At 69.7% G+C, this 16,063-nt stretch carries 16 protein-coding genes; 3 read left to right on the top strand and 13 right to left on the bottom strand.

The window, feature by feature from the left end:
- Positions 1 to 155: 155 nt before the first annotated feature.
- The 5 genes from C461_RS08510 to lipA form a co-directional block, all read right to left on the bottom strand.
- Positions 156 to 947 (bottom strand): ABC transporter ATP-binding protein, encoded by a 792-nt coding sequence (locus C461_RS08510; protein ID WP_008000365.1) that lies wholly within the window; start codon positions 945 to 947, stop codon positions 156 to 158.
- Positions 944 to 1,828: an ABC transporter ATP-binding protein gene (locus C461_RS08515; protein ID WP_008000366.1), complete on the bottom strand. Its 885-nt coding sequence runs from the start codon at positions 1,826 to 1,828 to the stop codon at positions 944 to 946. Before C461_RS08515 ends, C461_RS08510 begins: the two co-directional genes overlap by 4 nt.
- Entirely contained in the window at positions 1,821 to 3,149 is a 1,329-nt protein-coding gene (locus C461_RS08520) for a branched-chain amino acid ABC transporter permease (RefSeq protein ID WP_008000369.1), read from the bottom strand. Before C461_RS08520 ends, C461_RS08515 begins: the two co-directional genes overlap by 8 nt.
- A complete protein-coding gene (locus C461_RS08525; protein WP_008000371.1) occupies positions 3,146 to 4,267 on the bottom strand; it encodes a branched-chain amino acid ABC transporter permease in 1,122 nt (373 codons plus the stop codon). The genes C461_RS08520 and C461_RS08525 overlap by 4 nt, the downstream gene beginning before the upstream one ends.
- Before the next feature lie 178 nt (positions 4,268 to 4,445).
- Positions 4,446 to 5,384 carry a lipoyl synthase gene (gene lipA / locus C461_RS08530; RefSeq protein ID WP_008000373.1) on the bottom strand — a complete coding sequence of 313 codons (939 nt, stop codon included), beginning with the start codon at positions 5,382 to 5,384 and terminating at the stop codon, positions 4,446 to 4,448.
- Positions 5,385 to 5,539: 155 nt separating this feature from the next.
- Between lipA and C461_RS08535 the strand changes: the two genes are divergently transcribed.
- Positions 5,540 to 7,000, top strand: a complete 1,461-nt coding sequence (locus C461_RS08535) for an MATE family efflux transporter (RefSeq protein WP_008000374.1) — start codon at positions 5,540 to 5,542, stop codon at positions 6,998 to 7,000.
- A 63-nt stretch (positions 7,001 to 7,063) separates the two neighbouring features.
- Here the strand turns inward: C461_RS08535 and C461_RS08540 are convergent, their stop codons facing one another.
- From C461_RS08540 to C461_RS08560, 5 genes are all read right to left on the bottom strand, one after another.
- Positions 7,064 to 7,642, bottom strand: a complete 579-nt coding sequence (locus C461_RS08540) for a cysteine hydrolase family protein (protein WP_008000375.1) — start codon at positions 7,640 to 7,642, stop codon at positions 7,064 to 7,066.
- Complete coding sequence (locus tag C461_RS08545) at positions 7,635 to 8,507, bottom strand: YqcI/YcgG family protein (RefSeq protein ID WP_008000376.1); 873 nt, start codon at positions 8,505 to 8,507, stop codon at positions 7,635 to 7,637. The genes C461_RS08540 and C461_RS08545 overlap by 8 nt, the downstream gene beginning before the upstream one ends.
- Before the next feature lie 181 nt (positions 8,508 to 8,688).
- On the bottom strand, positions 8,689 to 9,153 hold the full coding sequence (locus tag C461_RS08550; protein ID WP_008000377.1) for a hypothetical protein: 465 nt from the start codon (positions 9,151 to 9,153) through the stop codon (positions 8,689 to 8,691).
- A gap of 102 nt (positions 9,154 to 9,255) precedes the next feature.
- A complete protein-coding gene (locus C461_RS08555) occupies positions 9,256 to 10,740 on the bottom strand; it encodes a sodium:solute symporter family protein (protein ID WP_008000378.1) in 1,485 nt (494 codons plus the stop codon).
- The gene (locus tag C461_RS08560; protein WP_008000379.1) at positions 10,737 to 10,982 is read right to left on the bottom strand and encodes a DUF3311 domain-containing protein; all 246 of its coding nucleotides are present in this window, start codon (positions 10,980 to 10,982) and stop codon (positions 10,737 to 10,739) included. The genes C461_RS08555 and C461_RS08560 overlap by 4 nt, the downstream gene beginning before the upstream one ends.
- Before the next feature lie 176 nt (positions 10,983 to 11,158).
- Between C461_RS08560 and dnaG the strand changes: the two genes are divergently transcribed.
- Entirely contained in the window at positions 11,159 to 12,748 is a 1,590-nt protein-coding gene (gene dnaG, locus C461_RS08565; protein ID WP_008000380.1) for a DNA primase DnaG, read from the top strand.
- 26 nt (positions 12,749 to 12,774) lie between these two features.
- Here dnaG and C461_RS08570 read toward each other — a convergent pair whose 3' ends face one another.
- Complete coding sequence (locus C461_RS08570) at positions 12,775 to 13,803, bottom strand: A24 family peptidase (RefSeq protein WP_008000381.1); 1,029 nt, start codon at positions 13,801 to 13,803, stop codon at positions 12,775 to 12,777.
- Between the two features lie 137 nt (positions 13,804 to 13,940).
- On the opposite strand from C461_RS08570, the gene C461_RS08575 reads away from it, so the two are divergent.
- On the top strand, positions 13,941 to 14,459 hold the full coding sequence (locus tag C461_RS08575) for an HPP family protein (protein WP_008000382.1): 519 nt from the start codon (positions 13,941 to 13,943) through the stop codon (positions 14,457 to 14,459).
- Between the two features lie 62 nt (positions 14,460 to 14,521).
- Here C461_RS08575 and C461_RS08580 read toward each other — a convergent pair whose 3' ends face one another.
- Both C461_RS08580 and C461_RS08585 read right to left on the bottom strand, forming a co-directional pair.
- Positions 14,522 to 15,799 carry a DUF6498-containing protein gene (locus tag C461_RS08580; RefSeq protein WP_008000384.1) on the bottom strand — a complete coding sequence of 426 codons (1,278 nt, stop codon included), beginning with the start codon at positions 15,797 to 15,799 and terminating at the stop codon, positions 14,522 to 14,524.
- Between the two features lie 45 nt (positions 15,800 to 15,844).
- Entirely contained in the window at positions 15,845 to 16,060 is a 216-nt protein-coding gene (locus tag C461_RS08585; RefSeq protein ID WP_049906477.1) for a hypothetical protein, read from the bottom strand.
- Positions 16,061 to 16,063 lie beyond the last annotated feature (3 nt).

The following is a 16,063-nucleotide window of genomic DNA, read 5'->3' on the forward strand; positions in this document are numbered from 1 at the left end:
GACCGTTCGCTCACCACCGGCGCCGCAGGGCCCCGGTAGCCGCCGCTGAACGACAGCCGACGAGACGACAAAAATCGAAAAACGACGAGGCAGGAACGCCTCGTCTCGCGGTCATCGACCGCACCGCCGCACCACCGCGCCGCCGGGCCGTCGAGTTACCCGCCGAGGAAGTCTTTTCGCACGTCCTCGTCGCCGAGCAGCGCCTCCCCGTGGTCCGTGTAGCGGTTCTCGCCGTTGACGAGGACGTACCCGCGGTCGCACCGACGGAGCGCCTCCTTCGCGTTCTGCTCGACCATCAGGATCGCCGTCCCGGCGTCGTTGATCCGGTCGATCCGGTCGAACATGTCCGAGACGAGGTCGGGCGCCAGTCCGGCGGAGGGCTCGTCCAGCAGCAGCAGGTCCGGATCGAGCATCAGCGCCCGCCCCATCGCGACCATCTGTCGCTGGCCGCCGGAGAGCGTCCCCGCCTTCTGCTCCTGTCGCTCGCGGAGGATCGGGAACCGGTCGAATATCTCTTCGATCTGATCTTCCGGCACGCTGTCGAGGATATACGCCCCCATCTCGAGGTTCTCGCGGACGCTCAGTCCCGGAAAGACGTTGTCCGTCTGCGGGACGAAACCGATCCCCTCTCGGATGATCTGCTCGGGCGCGAGGCCGTGGATCTCGTTGCCCTCGAACTCGACGCTACCGTCCATGTACGTCGTCAGCCCGAACACGGTCTTCATCACCGTCGACTTGCCGGCGCCGTTCGGGCCGACGATGGTGACGTACTCCCCGTCGGCGACGTCAAGGTCGACGTCGGTGAGGATCTGAAGGTCACCGTATCCGGCGTCGAGGTCGCGGATCCGGAGGATCGCGTCGCCCTCGACGGTGTGAGCGGTACCGGCTTTGGTCGCCTCGGCAGCCGGTTCTTCGACCGATTCCTCGACCGCCTCGTCGGCGCTCATATGTCCTCCCCCAGGTACGCCTCGATCACCTGTTCGTTGTTCCGGATCTCGTCGCCGGTGCCTTCGGCGAGGACGCTTCCCTGATGCATGACGATGACGTGTTCGCAGTTGTTCATGATGATGTCCATGTCGTGCTCGACGAGGAGGAACGTGTACCCGTCCTCGCGGAGCTGGTGGATCCGATCTAACAGCTTCTCTTCGAGCGTCGGGTTGACGCCCGCGAGCGGCTCGTCGAGCAGGACCAGTTCCGGATCGGTCATCAGCGCCCGAGCCATCTCGAGGAGCTTCCGTTGGCCCCCGGAGAGGTTGCCGGCGTGTTCGGTCGCGAGGTGATCGATCTCGAAGAAGTCGAGCGTCTCCCACGCGCGTTCGCGGATCTCCTCTTCCTGTGTGACGACCTCGCCGCGGAGTCCGGGGGTGACCGCGCGGATCGCCGACTCCCCGAGCTGGCCTTTCGGCGCCAGCATGAGGTTTTCGAGCACCGTCATCTCCTCCAGTTCGCGCGCGATCTGGAACGTCCGCACGAGCCCCTTCCGCGCGATCTGGTAGGGTTTGAGCCCGGTGATATCCTCGTTTTTGAAGTAGATGTTCCCCGCCGTCGGCTCGTGGACGCCGGTGATGCAGTTGAACGTCGTCGATTTGCCGGCGCCGTTCGGCCCGATGAGTCCGGTCAGCGAGCCCTGCTCGACCTCGAAGGAGGCGCCGTCGACGGCGGTCACGCCGCCGAAGCGCTTGACGAGGCCGTCGACGCGGAGCGGGACGCCCGTCGGCGTCCGCTTCGCCGCCTCCTCGACGGGGCTGTCGTTCGCCTCCGGCTCGTCGCTCGTCGCGGGCGACCCGCCCGCGGCCGCGTCGTCCGCGTCGGGGATGTCGCTACTCATCGGTCTCACCCCCGTGCGGTCGCTCCGAGAGATCGACGGCGGCCGCCGTCTCGATCCGATCGCCGAGCAGGCCGTCCGGCCGGCGGTGCATGATGAACACGAGGACGAACCCGAGCAGGACGAACTGCAGCGGAGCGATGTTGTCCGTCGCGTACGCGAGCAAACTGACCGGATCGAGCGAGACCAGCGCGTCCGCGAACGACGACGGCGTCTCGGCGTCGATCACGTCGCGAAGCGCCGAGCCGACGCGGCGCGGCCCCTCGAACAGCACCGCCGCGAAGACGATCCCGCCGAGGACGGCGCCGGTGTTCGACCCCGACCCGCCGATGATGACCGCGATGAAGACGTAGAAGGTCAAAAGCGGCATGAACTGCGGGGTCGGCGAGACGTTCCCCTGGCTGCCGAACCAGAGGATGCCGGCGAGTCCCATCAGCGCACAGCCGATCACGAACACCTTGATTTTGATCAGGTTCACGTTCTTTCCGAGCGAGTCCGCGACGAGTTCGTCCTCGCGGATCGCCTTGAGCGTCCGTCCGAACGGCGACCGACCGAGGCGCTCTAAGAGGACGTAAAAGCCGATCACGAAGGCGGCGAGCACGGCGACGTACCCCCACCCGATGAGGATCGAGTTGGAGATTCCGAGGCCGCCGTCACCGAGGGCGCCGAAGACGAGTTCGCCGAACGCCGTCGGCGTTCCGGCCTGCCCGTCGACGAGGAACAGCTCTCGGACCGGGTTTTGCGGCATTCCCATGCCGCGGCCGCCGCCGGTACCGACGCCGAGCGTCCCGCGGAGGAAGTTGTCGAAGCTGCTCGACTGTAAGAAGAGCCGGATGATCTCCGAGATGCCGAGCGTGACGATCGCGAGGTAGTCGGCCTTCAGCCGGAGCGCCGGGAGCGCGGCCAGCAGGCCGACGACCGCGGCCACCAGCATCCCCGCGACGATGCCGACGGGCAGCGGGAGCCCGAATCCGGGCGGGCCGAACGCCGGGTCGGGGGACCGAACGACGATCCCCATCGTGTAGACGCCGAGCGCCATGAAGCCGGCCACGCCGATGTTGAACAGCCCCGCGTACCCCCACTGAAGGTTCAACGCGAGGGCGGCGAGCGCGTACACGAGTCCGAGGAACGTGAGCGTCCGCAGCAGTCCGACGACGCTGTTGAGTCCGTTCGTGAACGTGAGGAGCGTCGCGGCGAGGTAGATCACCAGCAGCGTCCCGAGCACGAGCCCGAGATCGCTGCGCCGCGCGGCGTCGAGCAGGGCGCCCGTCGCGCTGTCGGGGGTCGATCCGGGTCCGTTGGGGTCCGAGCCGTCGCCGCTCATGCGGTCGAAACACCTCCGAAGAGCCCCTCGGGACGTAACAGGAGCATGAGGATCATCACGGCGAACGCCGCGGCCTCGTTGAAGTCGGACGGGATCCAGATCGTCGAGGTGGTAAAGACGATCCCGATCACGAGCCCGCCGGCGATGGCGCCGTAGACGGAGCCGATCCCGCCGAGGATCACCGCGGCGAAGATCAGAAGCAGCAGCAGCCAGCCGAAGTCGAACTGGATCGTCCCGCGGAGCAGCACGTAGAGGTACCCCGACGCGCCGGCGAGGCCGCCGCCGATGATCCACGTCGCGGTGACGACGCGCTCGGCCGGGATCCCCGTCACGAGCGCGAGGTCCTTGTTGTCGGCCATCGCCCGCATCGCGGTGCCGAGCTTCGTGCGCTGGAGCATGAAGTGCATCGCGACCATGAGCCCGAGCGCGGCGACGACGATCGTGAGCTGGTGGGCGTTCACCGAGAGGCCGAGCGGGTCGAACGCGAGGTTCGAGGCCTCGACGCTCGCGGTGACCCCGCGGCGGTCGGAGCCGTACGCGAACTGGAGCAGGTACCGAACGATGAGCGCGGCGCCGATAGAGGCGATGAGGATCGAGATGCCGTCGCGGTCGCGCATCGGTTTGTAGAACGCCCGGTCGAGCGCCAGCGCGATCAGCGCGGTGACCACGAAGGCGGTGACGAGACCGAGCAGGACCGCGCCCGGCGTCGCGAGGATGTGAGCGCCGATGTCACCCGACGTGGCGCTCCCGGCGTCGCGGACCGACAACAGCGTGCGGATCGGGATGTCCCCGAAGCCGGCGACGAGGAAGGCGACGCCCCAGCCGGTGAACGCGCCGACGCTGACGAGGTCGCCGTGCGAGAAGTTCGCGAACGAGAGGATGCTGTACGTCATCGAGAGGCCGATCCCCGCGAGCCCGATCACGAGCCCGATCACGAGTCCGTTCCAGAGGTTGGACCCGAGTCGGCCCGTCGAGAGTGACCCGCCGAGCGGTCCGACGGAGACTCCCGCGAGCTTCGCGGCGAGGTCGACGAGGAGCAGGCCACCGAGGAGCGTGACGAGGAGCAGACCCGGCCGGCCTCGCGCCGCGTCAACGATCGACGATTCAGTTGTTCCCATGTGTGCGTCTCACTGACGCAGGGTGGGACATGGAGAGGTAAATAACTCGCTGTTCCGACAAAAGTACCGAAGCCGAAATACGGGGAAATCGACACCAAACTGTCAGTTGTTCGACTCGGATCTCTCGGCCGGCGCTCGGTGGCTCGCGGCCGGTGGTCGTCCGGCCGGCGACCCGCCTTCAGTCGCCGCCCGCGGCCCGCGCGTGGCGGCGGGCGTCCTCCGCCGAGCGCCCCTCGCGGAGGAGCGCCTCAACGAACAGCTCGCCGGCCTTGTACGAAGAGCGGACCATGGGGCCAGATGCGCAGTAGAGGAAGTCGAACTCCGTTTCGGCGACTTCGCGCCACACGTCGAACACGTCGGGGTGGACGTAGTCGAACACGTCGAGGTGCGAGCGCGACGGCTGGAGGTACTGCCCGAAGGTGACGACGTCGACGCCGACCTCTCGGAGGTCGCCGAGGGTGCGGTACACCTCGTGGTCGTACTCGCCGACGCCGAGCATGAGGCTCGTCTTCGTGTGGATGTCGGACTCGCGGTCGACCTGGTCGAGCACCGCGAGCGACTGCTCGTAGTCGGCCCGGCGGTCCCGAACCGGCCACTGGAGGCGCTCGACGGTCTCGACGTTGTGGGCGATCACGTCCGGCCCGGCGTCGATGATCCGGCGCACGGCCTCGGGGTCGCCTTGGAAGTCCGGGATGAGCGTCTCCACGAGGATCCCCGGGTCGCGCCGCTTGATCTCGCGGATCGTCTCGGCGAAGTGCGCGGAGCCGCCGTCGTCGAGGTCGTCGCGGTCGACGGAGGTCAACACGACGTAGTCGAGGCCGATCTCCGCGACCGCGTCGGCGACGTTCGCCGGCTCGTCGGGGTCGAGCGGCCCCATTCCGCCCGTCTCGACGTCACAGAAGTTACAGCCGCGCGAGCAGCGGTCACCCATCAGCATGAACGTCGCCGTTCCCGGCCCGTCTCGTCCCGACCAGCACTCGCCCATGTTCGGGCAGTTGGCCTCCTCACAGACGGTGTGGAGGTTGCGATCGCGGAGCGTCTCCGTGATCTCGGTAAAACGCGTGCCCGACGGCGGGCGCGACTTGAGCCAATCCGGTTTCCGGCGGCCGCGTTGCATACCGGACCCACGGCGGCCGAGTGCAAAAACGTGAGGATCACCCCGATCCCCCGGCCGATCGCGGTCGCCGTTCGACCGATCCGTCGCACGGATTCCTCTTACCTATCCGACACCAGTACGCTTTTATTATCTTGTTATGATACGGAACTATTCGGATGTTCGACACCGACCGCGCGGCGATCACGGACGGCCCGGTGGGGAGGGTGCTCCTCGCGCTGGCGGCCCCGCTCGTCGCACAGAACCTCGTGTACGTCGCGAACGCGCTCGTCGACACGTTCTGGCTCGGTCGCGTGAGCGAGGATGCCGTGGCCGCCGTGGGGCTCAGCCTCCCCATCCAGTCGCTGCTCGGCGCGACGGTCGTCGTCGCCGCGGTCGGCACCCAGATCCTCGTCGCACAGCGCGCCGGCGGGGGAGACGACGCCGACGCGCGACGCCTCGCGGTCAACGGGGCGCTCGCCGCGTTCGCGGTCACGGCCGCCGTCGCGATACCGGTCGTCGTCTACGCCGAGGAGCTGGTGACGCTCCTCGGGGCGGACCCCGCGCTCGCGGGCGTCACGGCGACGTACCTCGCGATCATCGTCGCCGTGCTCCCCGTCGGAGCGGTCGGCGACACCGTCGAGAACTGCTTTACCGCCTACGGCGACACGCGGGCCGTCTTCCGGGTGACGGTGCTCAGCGTCCTCGTCAACCTCGTCGCCGCCCCCGCGCTGATCTTCGGTGTCGGCCCGCTCACGGGGCTGGGCGTCGCCGGCGCGGCCCTCAGTACGGCGCTCTCGGGCGTCGTGGGTCTCGTTCACGTGCTCGCGTACGCGGCCGGGATCCGCCGCGACACGTTCCGGCTCACCCGTGAGGCGTTCGCCCTCGACGTCGGCGCGCTTCGCGAGATCGTCTCGGTCGGGCTTCCGCTCGGCGGTCAGCGCGGGGTGAGCGAACTCGTCCGCGTGCTCGTCGTCGGCCTCGTCGCGATCGCCGGCGGCGCGGCGGGCGTCGCCGCCTACACCGTCGGCGCGCGCGTCGCCACCCTCGCGATCGTCCCCGCGATCGGGATGCAGCAGGCCGCCCAGTCGATGATCGGCCAGAACCTCGGCGCCGACGCCCCGCGGCGCGCCCGGCGGACGACGACGGTCGGCACCGGCATCGTCGTCGCCGCGTTCCTCGCGCTCGGCGTCGTCCAGTTCCTGTTCGCGGGGCAGATCGCCGACCTGCTCGCGCCCGACCTCACCGCCGCGGGCCGGGAGCTCTCAGTGCTGTACCTGCGGATTCTCGCCGCCTCCTACTGGGGGCTCGGCGGGACGTACACGCTCTTAGCCGGCTTCAACGGGGCCTCCCGAACGCGGACCTCCTTCGTCGCGGACCTGATCAAGTACTGGGCGATCCGGTTTCCCATCGCCGTCGCCGCGGTGCCCGCGACGGCGACGTTCGGCGCGTTCGGCGTCGCCGTCGCGCCCGGCCTCGGGTGGGGCGTCGAGGCCGTGTTCTGGGCGGTCGCCGTCTCGAACGTCGCCGGCTTCCTCGGGCTCGGGGCGTACTTCTTGTACACGACCCGACGGGGCATGTTCGCGAACGCCGCCGAACGGGCGAACGACGGCGGGGCAGCCGACGTCGCGGACGACTGAGGCGCGTCGACTTCGGGCGCGGCGCCGCGAGTTACCGTCGACCGTCGGGCGCGGCGCCGCGAGTCACCGCAACTCGTCGGCCTCGACCACGGTCGCGAACTCCCCGTCGAGGTGCGCGAGCGCGACGCGGTGGGAGGTGTCGGCGTCGATCGCTTCGCCGTCGTATCCCTCGCGGTCGTGGGTCGCGGTCGCGTCGGCGACGACGAACACCTCGTAGCCGCGGTTCTCGGCCATCCGCGCCGTCGTCGAGACGCAGTGGTCGGTGGTGAGCCCGCAGACGACGAGGGTGTCGTACCCGCGCTCGCGGAGCCACTCGTCGAGTCCGGAGTCGAGGAACGCCCCGTTGACCGCCTTCTCGAAGGTCGCCTCGTCCGATCGGGGCGCCGTCTCGGGCTTCCACGCGAATCCGGGTCCGTCGGGGCGCAGGGGTGAGTCCGGCTCCGTCGAGGCGTGTCGCACGTGCGCGACGGGGCGGTCGGTCTCACGCCACCGGGCGAGCAGGTCGGCCGCGACCGCCTCCGCCTCGGGGTTGTTACGGTCGCCCCACCCCGGCTCGTCGAACCCGACCTGAAAATCGATCAGGAGGAGGACGGCGTCGTCGGGGACGGCGTACCCGTCCCCCTCGCGGTCCGCGTCAGTCATCGCCGAGCCCCGCGGTCGTGGCGGGCGACCCGGCGTCGGAGGCGCGCCGGTCCGCGAACCGTCGCCACGCGCCCGGTTCGAGCAGGGCGGCCGGCGCTTTCGGGTGCTCGCGGGTGGGCTCCAGCGGGCACGCGTCGGGGCTCGCGTCGTCGTCCTCGCGGAAGAGGTACTGTTTCCACTCGCGGTCGCCCTCGGCGCCCCAGTCGCCGAGGTCGGCGTGGGGGCAGACGCCGTCGTAGTCGGCCATCCGCGACTGGATGGCCTCGCGGGCGTGTCGGCCCGCCGCGGTGTCGGCGGTGATACCGTCGAAGACGGCCCGCGGCTGGAACGTGATCTCCAACCCGACCGGCGAGTACCGGCTCAGTCGCTCGTCGTAGAAGGGCGCCCGGGAGGTCGGGAACAGCGGCTCGCCGCCGAAACAGAACTCCCAGTGCGGGTCGTCCGGATCGGTCGGGATGTCGTCGGGCCACGGCTCCGGGTCGTGGACGTGGAGGAACTCCAAGACGTGCCAGAGCCGCTCGTGGTAGTGGGCCTCGCCGCGGTCGCCCGGCGGCGGTCGGAAAAAGACCGCCAGCGGCGCGCGGTCGGCGTGGTCCTCGTAGGCGTCGAGGTACTCGAGGAGCACGTCGCGGAATCGGAGCAGGGCGGCGGGGTCGGTCGTCGACTCGCAGGCGGCGTACAGCAGCTCTCCCTTCCGTTCGACCTCGATGCCGAAGTAGCAGGGGAACGGCGAGCCGTCGCGCTCGCCGAGCATCGACTCGCGGAACGTCCGGTAGTGCTCTCGCAGCCAGCCGGGGGCGTCGTCGAGCCGATCGTGGAGCGTCTCCTGGTCCAACAGCACGCCCTCGGTGCCGGGCTCGTTCATACCGTTCATCCGCAGCGGGACGGCTTTTGGCTTTCGGCGATGCTCACGCGGTCAGAATGTTGCGACGGCAACTGCGCCAGCGACGGCAACTGCGCCAGCGACGGCAACTGCGCCAGCGACGGTACCGCGAACGCCCCGTCACGGGACGCCCGCCGAGACGGGGTTATATAAATGGCCGCGATCAGATGAAGAATCCCTTGAAGACGTTGATCACTGCCCACTTGATCCCTTCGAGGATCTGACCGTCCTCGCCGCTGATCACGATGTCGTCGTTGGCGACCGCGTTCCGGAAGGCCGCGGCGGGGTTATCGGCGGCGGCGATCTCCTCGATCGTCGCTCGGTCGGTCGTGATCTTCCGCACCGCGTCCTCGCTTCGGCTGTCGTCCAGGTCGGTGATGCGGTTCCGATCGTCCATGGTGACCGAGTAGGTCACTTCGGAGCCGCCGTCCTCGATGTAGATGTTGGTCGTTCCGGCGAGGTTGACGGGGCCGAGGTCGACGGCGTCCGCGTTCGCGTTGTACGCCGGAACCATCTCTTCGAGCGATTCGTACAGGTCGTCGCCGTCGTCCGACTGGGCGACCGCGCCGCCGGCTAAAGCGCTCACGAGCAGAACCGCAACGGTGAGAATCAGCGAGATACGTGTCATAGTAGTTCTATATATATATATCGCGGTACGAGTATAAAACGTAGAAGGGTACGGGTACTCCGAGCGTACTTCGAGTATCCGAGCATTACTCGACCGGCGCACTCAGTCGCTCGTCACCGCGAACCGCGAGGCGTCGCCGTCGGCGGTCGGCGTCGTGAGCAGCGAGACGCCGACGGTGAGGACCGCCGACAGCGCCATCAGACCGAGCGCCACGTCCCACCCGCCCGCGACGCTTCGCGGGAGCGTCGGCGCGAACGGCGCGACCGCCGACAGCACCACCGCGAGGTACGCGACCTGCGGGACGAGGACGCCGACGAGCATGCCGGTTCGGGTCGTCCGGTCCCAGTAGAGCGCGCAGATGACGGGGAGCGCGAGCAGCGCGAACCCGGAGAACGCCGTGTTTCCCACCTCGATGAGCGTGCCGGGTCGAAGCAGGCTGGCGACGAACGCGAGCGTCGCGAAGGCGGCGACGCCGACCCGCGCGATCCACGCCTCGCGGCGCTCGGAGGCGTCGGCGTTGATCACGGGCCGGTACACGTCCCGCGTGAAGTACGACGACCCGGAGAGCAGCATCGAGTCCGACGAGGACATCATCGCGGCCATCGCGCCGGCGATGACGAGCGCCGCGAACCACGCGGGCGTGTACTCGTTCAACACGACGGGGAGCACGTTCGCGCCCTCGGACACGTCGATCGGCATCCCGACCGCCCACGCGCCGAGCATGAACGCGGGGACGAAAAGCAGGAGCACGAGCACGGGCCACAGCACGAACGACCGCTTCAGCACCGCGCCCGACTTCGCGACGAAAAAGCGCTGGTTGATCTGCGGGAACATCGTGACGCCGAAGGCGATGGTGATCGCGGAAGAGATGATGAACCCGGGCGAGTAGAGCCCGCCGCCGAAGCGCCCGAACTCCGGCCGCGCGTCGATCATCGACCCGGTCGCCGCGCCGAGCCCGCCGACGGCCGAGAGCACCCATATCGCGGCGATCCAGACGACGGAGAGCATGAACAGCCCCTGGACCGTGTCGGTCCACGCGACGCCGCGCATGCCGGCGAGGACGACGTAGAGGATCATGAACACCGTGACGAGCGCCGCGCCGCCCCAGTACGGGACCGCGCCGTCCGTGAGCCCGACGAGCGCCTCGCCGGCGCCCATCTGCTGGAGCATGACGTACGGGAACAGCCACAGGAGGCTCACGCCCGCGACGAGCGCGCGGAGCCCGACCGACCCGAACCGGTCGCCGAGCATCTCCCCGAGCGTCATGTACCCGTTCCGATTGCCGATCAGCCACTGCTTGTACCCGATGACGTACCAGAGGACGGCGAACAACACGCCGTCGAGCGTCCCCATCACGATCAGCCACTCGGGGCCGGCCGCGTACGCGAGGTTCGGCCCGCCGAAGAAGGTGAACGCCGACAGCAGCGTCGCGAAGGTGGTGAACAGCAGCACGACCGTTCCGAGCGACCGGCTCGCGAGGTAGTAGTCCTCGGCGGTGACCTCGGAGACGCGGTACGCTATCAGCCCGATGGCCAGCGCGAACAGGAGGTAGCCGACGATGATCCCGAGCGAGAGTCCGAGCGTCACGGCCGATCACCCCCCGTCGCTGAGGCGTCCGACCGCAACCCCATCCCGCGCTCCCACGCGCCGCTCCGGACGAACCGGGAGAACAAGACGGTACACAGCGCCAACCACGCGATATGCCACCAGATCCACACCGGCAGTCCGGCGACGATCCGGTCGACGCCCCACAGCGGCCACGGCACCGCGAACGCGACGAGCACCGCGAACGTCGGTATCCACACGAGGTCTCTCCGCGATCGACTCATGGTGACGAATAACGGCTGATACCGCTTAAATTCCACCGATCAATTTCGATATTACGCTTTGGAGAATAATTCTCTTCAAAGCGTGCCGACGGAGAGCCGTGCGATAACTATTTTCGATGACGCCGACTACGACACACGGGCGGCGACGGCCGTCCGCATCTCACCATTCACCCATCATGAAAGACACAGAAAAATACCTGATTCACGCCACTATCGCGGCCGACGGCGTCGTGGAGCGGAGCGACGTCGTCGGCGCGGTGTTCGGGCAGACCGAGGGGCTCCTCGGCGAGGAGCTCGACCTACGGGACCTCCAAGAGTCCTCGCGGGTCGGTCGGATCGACGTCGCGGTCGAGTCCGAGAACGGCCAGTCGTTCGGCGAGGTCACCGTCGCGTCGAGCCTCGACAAAGTCGAGACCGCGATCCTCGCCGCGGCCCTCGAAACGATCGACCGCATCGGTCCCTGCCACGCCTCCGTCGAAGTGACGAGTATCGAGGACGTGCGGGCGGCCAAGCGCCGCGAGGTCGTCGAGCGCGCCAAAGAGCTGATCGCCGGCGGCTTCGAGGAGACGCGGCTCGCGAGCAACGACATCCTCGAAGAGGTCCGCGAGGCGGCCCGCGTCGAGGGGATCGTCGACTACAAGGGGTTGCCGGCGGGACCGCGCGTCGGCGACTCCGACGCCGTCATCGTCGTCGAGGGGCGCGCGGACGTCCTCACCCTGCTCGACTGCGGGATCAAGAACGCGGTCGCCGTCGAGGGGACGAACGTCCCCGACGCGGTCGCCGACCTCACCCTCGACCGGACGGTGACGGCGTTCCTGGACGGCGACCGCGGCGGCGAGCTCATCCTCCGCGAACTCGCGCAGGTCGGCGAGGTCGATTACGTCGCGTTCGCCCCGCCCGGCGAGTCGGTCGAGGACCTCGACCGCAACGCCGTCTTCGAGGCGCTCCGCGGGAAGGTCCCGTACAGCACCCTCGCCGAGGAGCCGAACCTCCGCGAGGCGGCGGACGAACGGCCGACGCCCAGCGGCGCCCGCGGCGACCGAAGCGATCCCGAGGCCGCGACCGACGGTGACGCCCTCGCCGACGACGGCGGGGCCGACGACATCGGAGCCGACAGCGGCGTCGGCGACACCGGTACCGACACCGGAGCCGACAACGGTGCCGGCGGCGGCTCGCCCGCCGACGGCGACGCCACCGAGAACAAGAGCGCCGGCGCCGTCGCCGATTCGTCCCGCGGTGCGGCCGAAGGCGGTCTCGTGGAGGCGGTCGAGGACGCGCCGGCCCCCGCGGCGATCGACGGCGACGCGTCGTCGACGGGCGTGACGGAGGGCGCCTCCACCGAGGAGATTCCGACCGACGACGACTCGACCGACGCCGCCTCGACCGACGCCGACTCGGCGTCGGAGCCGCCTGTCGGTGACGACGGCTCGGGAGACGCGGCCGACCCTCCGGCGGACGACGAGCCGCGCTCGCTCGAAGAGCACGTTCAGGAGGTCGTCGACGCGAAAAGCGATCTCGCCCGACTCCTCGGCGACGACCGCGGCGTCCTCGCGGAGGTCCCCGCGGCCGACGCGTTCGACGCGGTCGAGAGCGCCGAGACGGCGCCTCACACCGTCGTCGTCGACGGGCGGATCGACCAGCGACTGCTCGACGTGGCGGCGCAGCGAGGCGTTCGCGAACTGCTCGGCCGCGACGTCGGCGAGTTCGTCAAACGCCCGGTCGGCACCCGTGTCCTCACCGTGGGCGACCTCCGCGCCGGGAGCTGAGTCCCTCGGATCTCCGAAGTTCCACTTTAAACCAGTCCGACGGCGCCGAGCAGCGCGAACAGCGCGTCGCCGTAGCCGAGCGAGACGACGAGTCCGACGGCCATCGGGACGACGAACGGCATCCCGGGCGACACCATCACGCGGTCCGCCCGAGCGACGACGGCCACCCCGCCCCGGAGCGTCTCGGCGTCGGTGCCGTACGCGCCGTGGTCGATCGACGAGAGGAACCGCTCGGCCGCCCACGGATCGTCCCCGCCGGCCGGTTCGCCGACGACCGATTCGCCGTCGGCCGATTCACCGGCGGTCGATTCACCGGCGGCTTCGGTCACGGTTCCCCCGTCCGTGCGCGGGCCGACGTGGGTCCCGCCGTCGGTCGGATCGAACGTCTCGCCGACGCCGTCCGGATCGCGGAATCGGTCCGGGTCCGCCCGCAGGTCCGCGAGCGTGATCCCGCGCCAACGGAGGTACATCCGGAGCGCGTCCAGGTCGAGACCATGTCGCGTCGGTCCCGCGTCGTCCTCGAACAGCCGCCCGTGCCGGTCGGGCAGCGAGTCGGTCGCGACCGGCCGCGCGAGGAACATCGACACCGAGCGCTCGCCTCGGACGAGGTTGGTCGCGGCGAGACCGATCGGGTACGCCAACCCGAGCAGGACGGTGTTCGTGAGGATCGTCAGCGAGAACACGCCGATCTGTGTCTCGACGAGCGGGAGCGTCGTCCCGGCGACGGCGTACTCCGGGAAGGTGGGAAACAGGATCGCGAGCGCGATCAGCGCCTTCGCGTCCGCCCCGCCGAACGCGCCGAGGTACCAGAACGCGTAGCCGAGCGGTGCGACGAACAGCAGGCTGATCGCCGCCTGCACGAGGAACAGCCGCCCGTCGAAACCGGCGAACGGCCACAGCGTCGCCCCTTCCCAGACCAGCAGCAGCGCCCCAAAGGCGTACAGCGGGGGCCACAGCCGGTTCGGAAGGCGTCGAGTCCGGACGTCCCGCAGCGCCGCCCACGCGAAGACGGGGACGACGAGCAGACGGAGCGCGTCCGGCAGCGTCGCGAACATGTCTCCACGGGGGGCGGCGGCGTAATTAGGCGTTCGGGTTCGGCTATCGCGATCGATAGCGCGGCGGCGGCGGCCGCGGCCGCCGAAGGGGAGCCGAACCGCCGGCGCTTTGTGGGCTCACCTCCGACCGGCGAGCGATGCGTCGCCGCCTCGGAACCAGTCTGTACGCCGGGCTTCTCTTCACCGTCCTCGGCGCGATCGCGTGGGGGACCGGCCAGCCGTTCGTCTTTCCGAGCCTCGGGCCGTCGGCGTTCCTGCTCGCGTTCGACCGGCGGAGCGACCCCTCGCGCGCCGCGGGAATCGTCGGTGCCCACGTCATCGGCGTCGCTGCGGGGCTCGCGGCGTGGTCGGTGGTCGCGGCCGGCGTCCCGCTGACCGCGACGCCGGCGGCGTTCTCCCCGGAAGGCTTCCGGCTGGCCGCGAGCGCGACCGTCTCGGTGATGGCGACGACGTGGGCGATGATCGCGACCGACGCGGTCCACGCGCCCGCCTGCGCGACGACGCTCATCGTGTCGCTCGGCCTGCTGTCGACGCCGGTGCAGGCGGCCGTGATCGTCGTCAGCGTCGCCGTGCTCGTCGGGGTCCACGCGCTCGTGATCCAGGCGTTCAAACGGCTCGTCGGCGACGCGCATCCCGCGTATCGGAATTCCGATTGATTCGGTCGGGCGCCTCGTCTGTCCGGTCGTTCACGGGTCCGGTCGCGCATCCCTCCAACCGCTCACTCCTCCGGCCGCTCCGCGCGCCTGTCGAAGACCGAACACACCGGATCGGGGTCCGCGAGTCGCGGGACCTCGACCGTCCGGTCGCGGAGTTCGATCGCGACGGTCGCGGTGCCGAGTCGGGCGTCGAGCCGGTCGCGCTCGACGCGGAGGTCCGTCTCGTCCCACGCCTCGACCCGCCACAGCGCGGTGTCGAACCACCGGTCGTAGGCGACCAGCGCGCCGTCTCCGACGCGATACTCGACGGCGCCGTACCGGAGCCAGTAATCGAGCCCGAGGAGGAACGCGGGGAGCGCAACGCTCGCCGTGAGCAGGACTCCGACGAGGATCCACTGCTCACTGAGCGCGAACAGGCCGGCGGCGAGCAGACACAGGACGCCGAGGTACGCGAGCCCCGGGTGCCGCGGCGCGTTCGCGAGTCCGCCGACGAGCCGACCGCGGCGGGTCGGACGCACCCGCCGCGGCGCGTCCGGAAGCGAGTCCGTCACCGGATCGTCGGCGGGTGGGTCGTACGCCCACCCGAGCTCCAGCGCCGACGACTCGTCGAGGGCCGCGAGTCGGTCGCGGTACAGCCCGGCGAAGTCGAAGGCGGCCTTGACGCCGACGATCCCGATGAGCAGTGGCAGTCCGACCGCACCGGGATCGACCGCCGACAGTTCGGCGTCAGGCCCCACCGTCGCTGCGGCGATCAACGTGACGCCGAAGATCCCTCCGACGGACACCGCACCTGCCCTGAAAAAGACGCCTTGAACCGCGGTCTGTGCGCTGTGCTCGCGGTACTCGCCCTTATAAATGTAGTCGACGAGCGTCGTCGCGCCCTCGGTCGCGAAGATCGCGAGCGCGGCGAGCGTCACCGAGTCGAGCGCGGCTGGGTCGAGCCCGCCGTCGACGGCGACGCCGACGGTGACCGCGCCCGCGACGAGCCAGACGGCCGCGAGAATCGGGACGACGATCGGCAGCACGAGAAGCGTGGACAGCCGAATTCGGAGGTCGGTTCCGGGGACGTAGACCGCGGCGCGTCTCGCCGCGAGCGGCCCGGTGAGCAGCGTCTCGGGCTCGATCTCCGAGGGGCGCCCGGCGAACAGCGCGCGGACGACCGCCCAGACGGCGGCGATCCCGAGCTCGAACCAGTAGAGGCTCACGAGCGCGGCCGCGTTCCAGCCGAGAGCGACGACGCCGGCGAGCGGGAGCAGGTTGGAGACGAGGACCGCGAACGCTCGCGGGCGACGGCCCCGAGCGAGCGCTCCGAGGAACGGGACGTGGTCGGTGGAGGGCATCCGTTCGAGCGATTCGACTCGGTGTTTATAAGTGACCGGTGCGGGTCACCGCGCCGGCCCCGCGTCGCGATGGAGGTACAGGTACGCGAGCACCGGCAGGATCGTGAACACGAGCGTCGAGAGCCCCCAGACGACCGCGTAGCGGCTCCCGCGCGCCCTCGCGTCCCGGTAGATCCACACCGCGGCGGCGACGACGACGGCGTATACCACGAGCGTGAGCGGGAGCGACCACGGCAGCGATATCCCGGAGAGCAGCGCCATTGC

This window comes from Halorubrum aidingense JCM 13560 (assembly GCF_000336995.1).
Lineage (GTDB): Archaea > Halobacteriota > Halobacteria > Halobacteriales > Haloferacaceae > Halorubrum > Halorubrum aidingense.

Coding starts and splice junctions, on each gene's coding strand:
- C461_RS08580 (WP_008000384.1), bottom strand. CDS start 15,799: ATGCCCTCCACCGACCACGTCCCGTTCCTCGGAGCGCTCGCTCGGGGC.
- C461_RS08570 (WP_008000381.1), bottom strand. CDS start 13,803: ATGTTCGCGACGCTGCCGGACGCGCTCCGTCTGCTCGTCGTCCCCGTC.
- C461_RS08540 (WP_008000375.1), bottom strand. CDS start 7,642: ATGACTGACGCGGACCGCGAGGGGGACGGGTACGCCGTCCCCGACGAC.
- C461_RS08560 (WP_008000379.1), bottom strand. CDS start 10,982: ATGAGTCGATCGCGGAGAGACCTCGTGTGGATACCGACGTTCGCGGTG.
- C461_RS08525 (WP_008000371.1), bottom strand. CDS start 4,267: ATGGGAACAACTGAATCGTCGATCGTTGACGCGGCGCGAGGCCGGCCG.
- C461_RS08510 (WP_008000365.1), bottom strand. CDS start 947: ATGAGCGCCGACGAGGCGGTCGAGGAATCGGTCGAAGAACCGGCTGCC.
- C461_RS08585 (WP_049906477.1), bottom strand. CDS start 16,060: ATGGCGCTGCTCTCCGGGATATCGCTGCCGTGGTCGCTCCCGCTCACG.
- C461_RS08515 (WP_008000366.1), bottom strand. CDS start 1,828: ATGAGTAGCGACATCCCCGACGCGGACGACGCGGCCGCGGGCGGGTCG.
- C461_RS08575 (WP_008000382.1), top strand. CDS start 13,941: ATGCGTCGCCGCCTCGGAACCAGTCTGTACGCCGGGCTTCTCTTCACC.
- C461_RS08545 (WP_008000376.1), bottom strand. CDS start 8,507: ATGAACGAGCCCGGCACCGAGGGCGTGCTGTTGGACCAGGAGACGCTC.
- C461_RS08550 (WP_008000377.1), bottom strand. CDS start 9,153: ATGACACGTATCTCGCTGATTCTCACCGTTGCGGTTCTGCTCGTGAGC.
- lipA (WP_008000373.1), bottom strand. CDS start 5,384: ATGCAACGCGGCCGCCGGAAACCGGATTGGCTCAAGTCGCGCCCGCCG.
- C461_RS08535 (WP_008000374.1), top strand. CDS start 5,540: ATGTTCGACACCGACCGCGCGGCGATCACGGACGGCCCGGTGGGGAGG.
- C461_RS08520 (WP_008000369.1), bottom strand. CDS start 3,149: ATGAGCGGCGACGGCTCGGACCCCAACGGACCCGGATCGACCCCCGAC.
- dnaG (WP_008000380.1), top strand. CDS start 11,159: ATGAAAGACACAGAAAAATACCTGATTCACGCCACTATCGCGGCCGAC.